The sequence below is a fragment of the Ereboglobus luteus genome, assembly GCF_003096195.1.
Taxonomy (GTDB): Bacteria; Verrucomicrobiota; Verrucomicrobiia; order Opitutales; family Opitutaceae; genus Ereboglobus; species Ereboglobus luteus.
Map to the genome: position 1 here is coordinate 2,835,801 of NZ_CP023004.1, position 12,775 is coordinate 2,848,575.

Sequence of the window (12,775 nt, forward strand, 5' to 3'; positions counted from 1 at the left end):
CAATCCATGCGCCGCCTACGCCGCATATTTCTCGTCCTCCTTGCCGCACTGATCATCGGTGTGCTCGCATCGCCGTGGTGGATTGCGCCGGTGTCTCGCCCGCTGCTCAAGCGAAACGGCGTCACCTTCGCCGCCGCCGATACCAACGGCTACTCGCGCCTCGTGCTTTCCGATTTGATGGTCGCCACGCCGGCCGCCGACATTTCCGCCGCCCGCGTCGAACTCGACACGCCCTGGCTGCTTCTTTGGCGCCGCGCGTTTTCGCAACCCGGCCCCGTCACAATCGACGACTGCCGTGTCACAATAAAAAACACGCCCGCCCGTGCCGATGATGCCGCGCCCGCATCATCGCCACGAGGTCTCCGGCCCGTGTTAGGCACGGTTGATTCCATCCTGTCGCAACTCACCCCGTGGCTGCCCGAGTTGCGGCTCAACCAAGGCCGGATCGAGATCGCCGGCGCGCCTCTCGAAATCGATTCAATCAACTGGCGTTCGGACAAAAATAAATCCCTCCTCGAAATCGCCTCCGCACGCTACCGCTACCACTCCGCCACCGCATCCATCACATTGGAAAACGCGACCGGCATGCTTGCGCTGCACCTCTCGCACACCGATCCCGGCAATCGTGCCAATACCATCGATGCCACTCTTGCCGGCGAAAACCTCGCCGCAACCATCAAGCTCCTCGACCAAACCGCCGCGCTCACCGCCCGTTTCGATCCCGCCGGCTGGCTTCCCTCCGAGGCGTTGCTCGACGCCCCGACACTTTCGCTCACCGCCGGGCAGCTCGACCGCGTCAGTATTCCCGCGCCCTACACAACCGCGACCGGCTCGGCGCGCATCGAATATCGCGACGCCCGCCTCACCGCCGACATCGCCGCCCATGCCGAAGCCGCGCCGGAAGAATCCGCCCCGCCCCTCGACATCGCCTTCCACGCCCAAGGCACGCCCGAACAAATCGACATCACCGTGCTCGACATTGCGATCCCCGGCGTCACCGCAAAACTCTCCGCGCCCGTTTCCATCACGCGCGATCTTCGCCTTCTCTCGCCGCAATCCCGTTTCACGCTCGACGCCGATCTCGCGCAACAACCCTGGTTCGCCGCGCAAGGCCGCGTCACCGGCGAAGTCGCGCTCGATTCCACGCGCTTCGACAAACTCCATGCCGACGCCCGCCTCCAGGCGGAAAACATCCAGCTCGCCGGAATCGCCGTAGACCGACTCGCGATCAACCTCACCCAGGACGATCACCTCACCCGCCTGAACGCCCTCGACCTCGCGCTTCCCGACGGCTCGCAACTCAACGCCTCCGGCCAATACGACATCACTGCGCGCACGCTTTCCAAAACCACGCTCTCCGCCCGCGTTCTGCCCGCGGCCGTCGCCCATTTCCTGCCCGCCGGAGTCGCTTTTGATGGCATCACGCTCACCGTTTCCGCCGAGGGACCCGCAACCGCGCCCGAGCATCGCGGCTCCATCGAAATCCAAAATACGCGCGCTTCCGTGCTCGAGAATCCCGTCAACATCACCGCCAGTTGGCGCGGGCGGGACCTCGCCGCCGACGCGCTCAACCTCACGCTCAATGCCGCCGGGACCGATCTCATCCTCACCGCCACCGGCATCTCCGCGCAAAGCGTCACGCTCGCCTCGGCCTCCATTCGCAAAAACAACACCAGCCTCCTCTCGCTTCTCGCCCCCGCCACCTTCAGCCGCGCGGCCGACGGCTCCTTCACGTTCGAGCCCCTTTCGTTCGCCTCGCCCGATGGTGTGTCCAAGTTATCGCTGCAGGCCGCCGTCGCGCGCGCCATCTCGCTCTCCTTCACCGCCGCCAACATCGACTCCGCGCTCTTCTCCGACCTCGTCGACACCGGGCCGCTTCCCTGGCATGTTGCTTCCGCCGAAATTAACGCCTCGCTGCCCGATCCCGATGCCGCGCTCTCCGCGTCCGTCACGCTCGACGCCCGTTTCGACTACGCGCAAACGCTTCCCGCCGCCGCGCGTGAAACGCCCGGACTGCCAGACTCCGCGCTCATCAATGTCGCCGCCAGTCTTACCCCCAAAGGCCTGAGCATCGACCGCCTCACCGTCAGCGAAACCGCGAGCCGTTCCCTCGTCGCCCACGTTTCCGGCACCATCCCGATCACCGTTAGTCCCGTCGGCGAAACCCTGTTTCGCATGGACAAAAGCGCCCCGCTCGCGCTCAGCGCCCACACCCAGCCCAACAGCCCTTTCTGGCATAATCTCGCCGAGGCCACCGGCATCACGCTCGAATCACCGCGCATCAGCGCTCGCGTCGAGGGCACGCTGCGGAAACCCGACGCCCATGCCAACATTACCATCGCGCGCCTCAGCTTCGACCAAACCCGCTGGCCCAAGCGCTTCGCCAAGCTTCCCGCTCTCCCGCCGCTTCCGGAAATCACCGGACTCGCAACAAAACTCAACACCGACGGCTCCACGATCAACCTCGCGCAATTTTCCCTGCTCCTCGCCGGGCAACCCGTCACCGCCGCCGCGCGTTTTACCCTCGATAAAAATCTCTCGCCGAACATCGAGACCCTGAGCCTGGACACCAACGCCGACCTTTCCGCTTTTGCCGAATACAGCAATTCCATCCTCGCCCCCCGCGGACGCCTCGAACTATCGCTCAACCTCGTCCCCGGCAAACCGCTCGAGGGCCGTCTCCAGCTTCACGACGCCGCGCTTCGGCCGCTTGCGCCGCTCGGCGTTGTCAATGCCATCAACGCGGACGCGCGACTCACGGGCCGCCGTTTCGAAATCGCCACCGCCACCGCCCTCATCGGCAACCAGCCCGCCACGCTCACGGGCAGCGTTGTTTTCCCCGACAACACCGTGGCCGCCATCCAGCCCGACCTCGTGCTCAAGGCGTCCAATGTTCCCTTCGCCCGCGAACCCGGGCTGCTCGTTCGCGGTGACATCGACCTGCGTATCAAGAATTCGGATACGCCCGCCGGCTCCGTTCCGGTCATACAAGGCGCGCTCCGGCTTCGCGACAGCCTCTTCCTCGCCGACATGCGCTCCTTCTGGGCCACCCGTCCCGCCAGCGGGCCGGAAAGCCGTCCTCCATTTTTCGCCATCGAGACACCCCCGCTCGACAAGTGGCGTCTCGACGTCGACGTGCGCGGCCCCGGCTTTTTGCGCATCAACACCACCGTGTTCGCCGGGCGCCTTTCCGCCGCGTTCAAGCTCGACGGCACGCTCGGCGACCCGCGGCTCGTCGGCGACGCCACCATCGACAGCGGCAAAGTGCTCCTGCCCTTCGCCACCTTTACCGCGCAATCCGGGCGCGTTCGCCTCACCCAGGCGGCCCCGCACATGCCGCGCATCGAGTTCACCGCCGCCTCGCGCACCCTCGGCTACGACTTGCGCATGGAAGTCCGCGGCACCGCCGAAAACCCGCGCCTCACCTTCACATCCAGCCCCGCGCTCACCTCCGAGCAAATCCTCCTCATGGTCATGGCCGGCGAGGCTCCGAACAACGAAATCAATTACAGCGACCAGCAGCGCGCGCTCAGCTTTGGCACCTATCTCGGGCAGGGACTCATCAACGACATCTTCGGCCTCTCGCCCGACGAAAGCCGCCTCACGCTCATCAGCGGCGAAAAACTCACACGCCAGGGCCGCGAAACCTACACCGTCGAATACAAGCTCGACGAACGCTGGACCGCCGTTGGCGAATACGACGAGTTCGACGCCTATAACCTCGGCATGCGCTGGCTCGCCTACCGCAGCAAAATCCGCGGCCCCGCCGCCCCGCTCAAGCCAAGTGAGAAAACCGCGGACGCCGAAAAAAGTTCCCCTCCAAAAATCAAAGTTCGCGGGCGCGGGTTCTGGGCAAACCTCACCAGCAAGCGCATGCTCCAGCGAACGCTTTCACTCGACAAAACCCACGGCTCCGCGCTCACCGCCAACGAAGTCGAGGACGCCGCGTTCCTTCTCATCTCGCAACTTGTCGAAAAGGGTTACATGCACCCCAAGCTTACGATCACAGCCATTCCGGCGCCGCCCGCCGCGCCGCTCACCTTTACCACAAACGAAAGCCTCGAACTCGACCTGCCCCGCGAACTTTCAGCAACCTCGGCCCGCTTCAAAATCGAAACCGGCAAACGCTACAAACTCAACGAGGTCACTTTCACGCACACAGGCCCGTCCACCATCGCCGACGACGACGCGCGCCAGTTCTTCCTTCCCGACACGGGCCTCTTCGGCGACAAAACCATCCCCTATTCGCCTGCCGCAATCAGCGGCGCCGCCGCCGCGCTGGAGGAAACCCTGAAGCAACGGGGATATGCCGGCGCGCTCGTCACCGTCGCCGACCTGCGCATCGACGACGACACCGGCCGTGTCGCCGCGCAAATCAACATCAACGAGGGTCCCTTGTGGGAAATCAATTCGCTCGACGCCCGTTTCCCCGAAACCGTCCAAGTCACCGCGGTTGAAACCAACGATATCGCGCTCGAAACCCTGCTCGCCAGACTTCGCCGCGATTTTGTTTCAAAACCCTGGTCGCAATGGACGCAGCAGGACATCGCCGAGCAAATCCGCCAGTATTTTTATCGCAAAGGCTACCCCGATATCACCGCGCAAATTGCAATCACCACACCCGCCGCGCCCGATTCAACGGCGCCCCGGGCCGACGATGCGCGGACCGTTACGCCTGTCGCCGTTCGTGTTGACATCACACCCGGCCCGCAGGTGCGGCTCGGCATTGTCAAAATCGAGGGCAACCGCCACACGCGCCCCTCGCTCATCAGCCGCCGCATCCGCCTCCTCCCCGGCGATCTCCTCAACCCGCTCGCCATCGAAGCCGCGCGCTTCCGCATCAGCCGCCTTGGCGCCTTCCGCGGCATCGAGGCCGGTTATGCGCACGATGGTTCCGCCGAACGCGACCTCACTTTTACCCTCACCGAAAGCCCGGGCACCAATCTCTCGCTCCTCCTCGGCTGGGGCAGTTACGAGCAGTTGCGCGGCGGTTTTGAAATACGCCGCCTCAACACGCTCGGCATCGCCGACCAGACGCGCCTTCAGGTCATCCAGTCATCCAAAAGCACCAACGGCGATCTCACCTTCAGCGTGCCGGACCTCTTCGCCCGCAACGTCAACGGCTCCGTGAGCGCCTTCGGCCTGCGCCGCGAGGAGGCCGCCTTCAAGCGCATCGAATACGGCGGCACCGTCACGCTCCGCCGCGCCTGGCCCAGGCGCGGTTACGAGGTGAGCAGCGGCTACACCTACGAGTCGCTCAACAACACCCGCGACTCCCTTTCGCCCGAGGCCGGAAAAACCGCCCGCACCATCGCCGCCACCATCAACCTCAGCATCGCGCGCGACCGGCGCGACAATCCCCTGTCTCCAAAAAGAGGATACAATTGGTATCTGCAGGGCGAGTTTGCCAGCCACTACCTCGGCGGGCGCACCGACTACCACCGTTATCGCGCGGGGTTCAACTATCACACTTCCTGGGGGCGAACCCGCTGGATTCACGCCGGCATCTCGCAGGGCCTCATCTCGCCCTTCGGCGATCGCGACACGCCGCTGCCTATCAACAAACTTTTTTATCCCGGCGGCGAAAACACCATCCGCGGTTACCAGGATGGCGAAGCCGCCCCGCGCGATGCCAACGGCGCTTTTCTCGGCGCGAAAGTTTACACGATAATCAACTTGGAGCTCGAACAGGCGCTGATCGGCAACCTGAACTTTGTGATCTTCTACGACCTGCTCGGGGCCAGCGCGAACCTCGCCGATTACCCCGGCAACGAATGGTTGAACAGCGCGGGCGTGGGCTTCCGTTATCACACAATTCTCGGCCCACTCCGTCTCGAATACGGCCGCAACCTAAACCCGCGCACCGGCGACCCCGGCGGCACCCTCCACTTCTCAATCGGCATCCCGTTCTAATCTCTTGCATCCTTTTCAGCCCTTCAGTCTTTCAGTCCTTCAGCCTTTCCCTTTCTCCCGTGCCAACCGCAATCCTCGCATTCAACACCAACAACCAGCTCGCCATCCGGCGCGCGGGCGCCTCCGCGCAACTCGCCTTCACCGGCGGCGATCTTCCCGAAACCCTCGCCCGCCTCGAGGCCGCTTTCCAAGCGCACACCGGCCCCCGCGCCGCATTCACCACCGGCGACGACCTGCAAGTTCACCTCGCGCAAGTCACAGGCGAACCCGTCGATCGTGAAATTCATTTTGCCTCCATCGACTCGTTGCAATCCGCGCCCGACGCCCTCGACCCAGTCCTCGCCGGTGTCCTTGCGCAACTCGACCCGCACCTCATCGCCATCCCCTACCTGCACCTCGGCGAGAATGATTTTATCTACAAATTTCGTCCCGACAAGGAGCGCAACAGTCGCATCTATCAATTGGACGACAACGCCCGAGCGCTCTACCAATCGCAACTCTGCTCCGCCATCAAGGCCCTCTCGCGCGCCAACGAACGCACCGCCTCCGCTCCCGTCCCCCTCGACTTTGGCGCCGTCCGCTACCTTATCCCCAGTCACTTCGGATTTTGTCTCGGCGTGAAAAATGCCATCGAGCGCGCTTACGAAACGCTCGCCGAAAATCCCGGCCGCCGCGTCTTCATGCTTTCCGAGCTTATCCACAATCCCTACGTCAACGAAGACCTCCGCCGCCGCGGCCTTCTTTACCTCCAAACCGACAAGGGCGAGCCCATCCCGGATAATGCCGGGCCCCGTCTCGGCGCGACCAACTCCACCCAAAAAACTGCAAGAGTCCCGCTCCTCTGGGACACCCTCACCCCTGACGATATCGTCATCATTCCCGCCTTCGGCGCAACCGACGACGACAAGCGGCGCCTTGTGCGCAAGGGTATCCCCGTCCTCCAATACGACGCCACTTGCATGCTCGTGGAAAAAGTCTGGAAGGCGGCGCGCGCCTTCGGACGCGAGGGCTTCACCATCATCATCCACGGCAAGCACGAGCACGAGGAAACCAAGGCCACTTTCTCCAACGCCCGCCGCCACGCCCCCGCGCTCATTGTGCGCAACCTTGCCGAGGCCCGCATCCTCACCGACATCATCCAAAGTGACTCGGGCGATTCGTCCGTGCTCGCCGCCGCCCGCGAAAAATTTGCCGCCACCTTTGACGGCAAGCACACGCCGGGCTTCGACATCACCCGCGACCTCCAGCGAGTCGCCGTGGTCAACCAAACCACGCTCCTGATGAACGAAACGCTCGCGATTATAGAGCACCTCCGCTCCGCCTACGCGGCCAAATACGGCCCCGTCGAAGCCGCCGCCCGCGTCGGGGGCAACGCCAAGCGCGACACCCTCTGCTACGCCACGCAAGTCAATCAGGACGCGCTCAGCCTCGCGCTCGCCGAGCCGCTCGACGCCGCCATTGTCATTGGCGGCAAGAACTCCTCCAACACCTACCAGCTTTACCGCCTCTGCGAGCAGGGCCTCGGTCCCCGCGCCTTTTTCATCCAAAGCGAGCGCAACATCCGCTCGCTCGACGCCATCGAGCACTATCATTTCCCCGCCCACGGCCCGCGCGTCACCGCCGCCCCCTTCGAGAATACCGAGATCAAACCCCTCCCGCGTCCCTCCGCGCCGGGGCAACCGCTTCGCATTCTTATCACCGGCGGAGCCTCCTGCCCCGACGGCATCATCCAGCAAGTCGTTGCAAAAATAAATTCACTCCTCCCCGCCCAAACCATCCGCCCCATTGATGCCGTCCTTGGCGATCTGGAGCGCCATGACAAACCTGCGTAATCATGGCGCGCGATTTCCGTGAGAAACGTCTTTGTCGCCGCGCCGGTTAAACTCCCGGGATGTTTACGGGAAAGATGGCGTTGGGGCGTTTTTCCTTTTTGAAAATCTCGACGGCTTTTTTGACCAGGTCGGCGCGGGTGGAGGCCAGGTTTTCTTTTTCACCGATGTCGTTGGCGAGGTTGTAAACCTCCCAGTCGCCGGGTTGTTTTTTGTTCAGGTTTCTGCGCAGCACTTTGTATTCGCCGACGCGAACGGCGGCTTGTCCGCCGTATTCGGGAAACACCCAGACCATCGGGTTGCGCTCGGGCGGACACCCTTGTCCAGCATGACGGGGAGGAAGTTGACGCCGTCGCCGCGGGCGGGCTTTTCAATGCCGGCGGCGGCGCAAAGCGTCGGTGCGTAGTCGGGGAAATAGGTCGGGAAATCCGTGGTGGCGCCGGCGGGGATTTTTCCCGGCCAGCGCATGACGCAGGGGATGCGAATGCCGCCTTCGTAAACGGAGCCCTTGAAGCCGCGCAGGCCCGCGGTGGAGTTGAAAAAGTCGGCGTCAACGCCGCCGGTGTTCCAGCGTTTCGAGTTGCGCCCGGGCAGCGTGGTGCCGTTGTCGCTGGTGAAAATGATGAGCGTGTTGTCCGCGATGCCGAGCTCGTCGAGTTTCGCCATGATTTTGCCGACGTATGCGTCGAGCCCGGTGATCATGGCGGCGTAAGCGGCGCGCGGGCGTGTTTGCGGCGTGTAGCCGTTTTCGCCGCGATAGGCTCCGGCGTCCCAACTTTCGGGATAGCTGTCTAGGTATTCCTTTTCGGGCATCAGGCTGACATGCGGCTCGGTGGGGGTGTAATAAAGGAAGAACGGTTTTTGCGCCTTCGCCTGCGCGTCGATAAACCGGAGCGCGTCCTCGATGATGAGCGGCGAGGCGTGTTGCGCGCCAGTCCACGTGGCCATGTCGACGGGTTGGTCCGGCGGCGACTTGGCGCGCCCGGGAACCGGAGTTGGGTTGATGATGATTTTCCGGTCATCGTTCCAAAGATGCGGCGGATAATAGGAGTGCGCCATGCGCTGGCAGTTGTAGCCGAAGAAATGGTCGAAGCCGCGCTTGAGCGGATCGCCCTCGGAGCCGACCGGCCCCATGCCCCATTTCCCGACGACCGCCGTCGCGTAGCCCGCTTTTTGGAAGAGTTGCGGAAACAGGGTGTGTTCGGCGGGAATCGGGAATTGCCCCTCGGGCTGTATTTCCTTGTTGCCGCGAATGGGCGAGTTGCCGAGGTGCAGCCCGGTCATCAACGTGGTGCGCGCCGGCGCGCAGACGGGGGCGCCGGAATAGCTGTTGGTGAAGCGGAGGCCTTCGCGGGCGAGCCTGTCGATGTTGGGTGTTTTTATTTTTTGCTGCCCGTAGCAACCGAGTTCGCTCCAGCCGAGGTCGTCGGCCAGGATAAAAACGACATTGGGCTTTTTGATATCGCCGGCGGGTTGCGCGGCGAGGCAGAGGCCCGCGGTGGAGGTGGTGAGCGCGAGGAGGGTCAGGGGACGCATGGGGAAAGGAATATCATTCCGGTTTTTCAAATCAAGGGCGGGGTTGCGGAATGGCGTGTGTTTCGCCGGCCCGACACAACCCTTTGCCGCGGGTATATTTTTTATCGGGGAAAATTGGTGGAGCAGACCGGGATCAAACCGGCGACCTCGTCGTTGCGAACGACGCGCTCTATCAACTGAGCTACTGCCCCAAACACAAGATTGGAGGTTCTGATGGATGCGCGGGCGTTAGTAAAACTATTTTTTCGTGTTTTGTGAAAATGGCGCGGAGCCGCCCTCCGTTCATGTAAGCGCGTGCAGGAGCGCGTGGAGCATTTCGAGGCGCGGGGTGGGGACGTTGCGCGCCTTGGCGCGGCGCATGGGCTCGCCCCATATGGATTCCACCTCGACTTCGCGCTTGGCGAGGTAGTCGATGAGGCTGGAGGGTTTGTAGGCGCCCATGGGACGCGTGGTGTCGAGCTGCTTTTGGACGAATGATTCGGGGATTGCGCAACCGTGCGCCGCCGCCGCGGCCGCGATTTCGCGCATGAGCGCCGCGGCCTCGTTTTCGAGCACGGGATCCGCCATGATTTTGTCGGTCGTGATTCCGCCGGCCGCAATCGAGAGGCCGTTGAAGGGCACATTCCAGACGAGTTTGCGCCAGCGCAGTTCGATGAGGTTGTCGCTGACGGTGGTTTTGACCCCGGCGCGGGTGAACTTTTCAGCAATGGCGCGGAGGCGCTCGGTTGCGGGACGTTGAAACTCGCCCAGGCTGAGCGCGCCGGTCGAGGTGCATGAAATCTCGCCGGGCGCGAGGCGGTTGACACAAATGAAACAAATCCCGCCAAGTATGTGTTCGGCGCCGAAAATGGCGGCGAGTTCCTCGTCGGAGCCGAGTCCGTTTTGCAAGGTCAGGATCGCGGTGCCGTCGTGGAGGAGCGGCGTGATGAGTTCGCGGAACGATGCGTTGGCGGTTGTCTTGAGGGCGATGATGACGAGGTCGCACGGGCCGATTTCGCCGGGCGTGGCGGCGGTGTGCAGTGTTTCGGGCGGCAGGTGAAATGTTTCGGTTGGCACCGAGACGGTGAGACCGCGCTTGCGGACGGTGGCGAGATCGCCGCGCATGAGGAAGTGGACGTTTTCGCCCGCCCGGGCGAGACGCGCGCCATAATAGCAGCCGAGCGCGCCGGCGCCGACTATGGCGATTTTAGGTGAAGCGGCGTTGGTGAGCGTGAGGTTCATCGGAATTTGAAAGGCCTGCCATTATGGAAACACACGGGGACCGCATGGGAATCAAATATTGTCCCGTGGCGCGTTTTTGGCGAACCAACAGCAGCGCACGAACAACCGCATCCCCTGGCTCGCGGGCGTGGGTGCAAAAGAGGCTTGGTTGACACAAAGGGGATGATTTTGCGGGGCGCGGGCTAATTGCTGCTTGATTGCATCAACGGCGCAGGTTTCTTTTCCAACCTCTCCTTCCATGAAAACATACCTTACTCTTGCTCTCTCGATTCTTCTGCTGGGTCTTGTTGGTTGCTCGACTGTTTCCGAAACCGGACGTCGGCAGCTCATCCTTCCGAGCGTTCTGCAAAACGAAAACCAGACGGGACTGGCGGCATTTGCCGACATTAAAAAATCCGAAAAAATCTCCACCGACTCCAAGGCCACCGCCCAAGTGCAGCGCGTGGGCAACCGCATCAAGGATTCCGTGATGAAGTCGCATCCGATGTCCGATGCCGAATGGGAGTTTGTGTTGTTCGAATCGGATCAGGTGAACGCTTTTGCCCTGCCCGGCGGCAAGGTCGGCGTTTACACCGGCTTGCTCAAGCTCGTGTCCGGCGACGACGAGCTCGCCATCGTTATCGGCCACGAAATCGCGCACGTCACATCCCACCACGGCTCGGAACGCGCCTCGCAGACCTCGCTCGCGAATGTCCTCTCCCAAGTTGGCAGCAGCGCGCTGGGATACAGCGAATTGGGCGACACGGCCAAAAAAGGCATCATGCTCGCCTACACGGGAGCGGCGCAGGGCACGCTGCTAAAATACTCGCGCGATCATGAAACCGAAGCCGACGTCATCGGCATGCAATTCGCCTCGGGCGCGGGATACAATCCGCAGGCCGCTGTGACTTTCTGGAAAAAAATGGCCGCGCAAAGCGGCAAAGGCCAGTCGTCGGGAGTTTCCGCGATGATTGAAAAATGGACCTCCACGCACCCGCCCGATGCCGAGCGCATTGCCAAGCTCGAGAGCCTCGTGCCGAAATACATGCCCGTCTACGAGCAGGCAAAATTGCAGTATAAATAATAGCCGGGCCAAAGGCGGCGCGGACATTTCTGTCCGTGCCGTGAATTGTTCGCCGCTTTGCACAGACAGGAATGTCTGTGCTATTTTTTTACCCGCCCAACTTGGCCCGCAGATAGGGCGCGGTTGGCGAGTTTTTGACTTTCAGCAGGCCGGCAAGCGCGCCCTGATAAATAAGCTCGCCACCTGCCGGGCCGCCCTCGGGGCCGAGCTCGATAATGTAATCGGCTTCCGCAAGCAAATCGAGATGGTGCTCAATCACGACAACGGTATGGCCCTGGTCAACGAGCGAGTGGAGGACATGGATCAACTTCTCGCAATCGCTCAGGTGCAGGCCGATGGTCGGCTCTTCAAGCAGGTAGAGATTGCGGGGTTGCTCGCCGCGTAGGTGCTCGCGGTAGCTGACAAGTCCGTGTGTGAGCTCGGTGACGAGTTTTAGCCGTTGCGCCTCGCCGCCGCTGAGGGTGGGGGAGGACTGGCCGAGCGTCAGGTAACCAAGCCCGCAATCGACCATGAGCTTGCAAACCTGCGAGAGCCTGCTGTGAAAATCGAAAAACTCCACCGCCTCGTCGAAGGTGAGCTGGAGCACCTGCGCGATGCTTTTGTTTTTCCAGGTGATGTCGGCCATGTCGGGCGCGTAACGAGTGCCTCGGCAGTCGTCGCAGACCAAATACGTGTCGGGCATGAACGCCATTTCGAGCTTGATGCGTCCCGCGCCCTGGCACGTCTCGCAGCGCCCGCCCTTTGTGTTGAATGAAAAACGCGACGCGGTGTAGCCGCGCATTTTTGCCTCGGGCAGCGTGGCAAAAAACTGGCGGATTAAGTCGAAAATTCCAAGGTAGGTGGCGGGCGTCGAGCGCGGTGTTTTGCCGATGGGATCCTGGTCGACCTCGATGACGCTCCTGAATGCGTTGCCTCCGGTGAGGGTGTTGAACGGAGGCTGTTTTGACCCGGCAAGTGACTCGTCCTCGAAGCCCGTCGCCTTGACGAAGGCGTTGCCGCGAAGCACGGGCGTTCCGGTTTTGATTGCGTGGGCGACCGCGGGATGCAGCAGGTCGCGAAACAGGGTCGACTTGCCCGCGCCGCTCGGCCCCGCAATCATGATGAGCCGCCCAAGCGGCAGCCGCAGGTCGAAACCCTTTAGATTGCGCAAGCGCGCCGCGGTGAGTGTGAGCCAGTCCGACATGATGAAAACGCGCACGATGCGCCACCGTGA

7 protein-coding genes and 1 tRNA gene are annotated in these 12,775 nt (G+C 62.6%); 3 read left to right on the forward strand and 5 right to left on the reverse strand.

Annotated features, from left to right (window positions below; all coding sequences use genetic code 11):
- Positions 1-6 precede the first annotated feature (6 nt).
- Together CKA38_RS10350 and ispH are read left to right on the forward strand one after the other, a co-directional pair.
- The gene (locus CKA38_RS10350; protein ID WP_108825404.1) at positions 7-5,913 is read left to right on the forward strand and encodes a translocation/assembly module TamB domain-containing protein; all 5,907 of its coding nucleotides are present in this window, start codon (positions 7-9) and stop codon (positions 5,911-5,913) included.
- 59 nt (positions 5,914-5,972) lie between these two features.
- The gene (ispH, locus tag CKA38_RS10355; RefSeq protein WP_108825405.1) at positions 5,973-7,745 is read left to right on the forward strand and encodes a 4-hydroxy-3-methylbut-2-enyl diphosphate reductase; all 1,773 of its coding nucleotides are present in this window, start codon (positions 5,973-5,975) and stop codon (positions 7,743-7,745) included.
- 46 nt (positions 7,746-7,791) lie between these two features.
- Here the strand turns inward: ispH and CKA38_RS10360 are convergent, their stop codons facing one another.
- The 4 genes from CKA38_RS10360 to CKA38_RS10375 all read right to left on the reverse strand — a co-directional run bounded on the left by CKA38_RS10360 (position 7,792) and on the right by CKA38_RS10375 (position 10,499).
- On the reverse strand, positions 7,792-7,977 hold the full coding sequence (locus CKA38_RS10360) for a hypothetical protein (RefSeq protein ID WP_108825406.1): 186 nt from the start codon (positions 7,975-7,977) through the stop codon (positions 7,792-7,794).
- A complete protein-coding gene (locus CKA38_RS10365; RefSeq protein ID WP_108825407.1) occupies positions 7,959-9,278 on the reverse strand; it encodes an arylsulfatase in 1,320 nt (439 codons plus the stop codon). The genes CKA38_RS10360 and CKA38_RS10365 overlap by 19 nt, the downstream gene beginning before the upstream one ends.
- A 115-nt stretch (positions 9,279-9,393) precedes the next feature.
- Positions 9,394-9,469 (reverse strand) — tRNA-Ala (locus CKA38_RS10370).
- Between the two features lie 91 nt (positions 9,470-9,560).
- Positions 9,561-10,499, reverse strand: a complete 939-nt coding sequence (locus CKA38_RS10375) for a 2-dehydropantoate 2-reductase (RefSeq protein WP_108825408.1) — start codon at positions 10,497-10,499, stop codon at positions 9,561-9,563.
- A 238-nt stretch (positions 10,500-10,737) separates the two neighbouring features.
- On the opposite strand from CKA38_RS10375, the gene CKA38_RS10380 reads away from it, so the two are divergent.
- Entirely contained in the window at positions 10,738-11,562 is an 825-nt protein-coding gene (locus CKA38_RS10380; RefSeq protein WP_108825409.1) for a M48 family metallopeptidase, read from the forward strand.
- An 88-nt stretch (positions 11,563-11,650) separates the two neighbouring features.
- On the opposite strand, the gene CKA38_RS10385 is transcribed toward CKA38_RS10380, so the two are convergent.
- Positions 11,651-12,745 (reverse strand): excinuclease ABC subunit UvrA, encoded by a 1,095-nt coding sequence (locus CKA38_RS10385; RefSeq protein ID WP_236918997.1) that lies wholly within the window; start codon positions 12,743-12,745, stop codon positions 11,651-11,653.
- Positions 12,746-12,775: the final 30 nt, after the last annotated feature.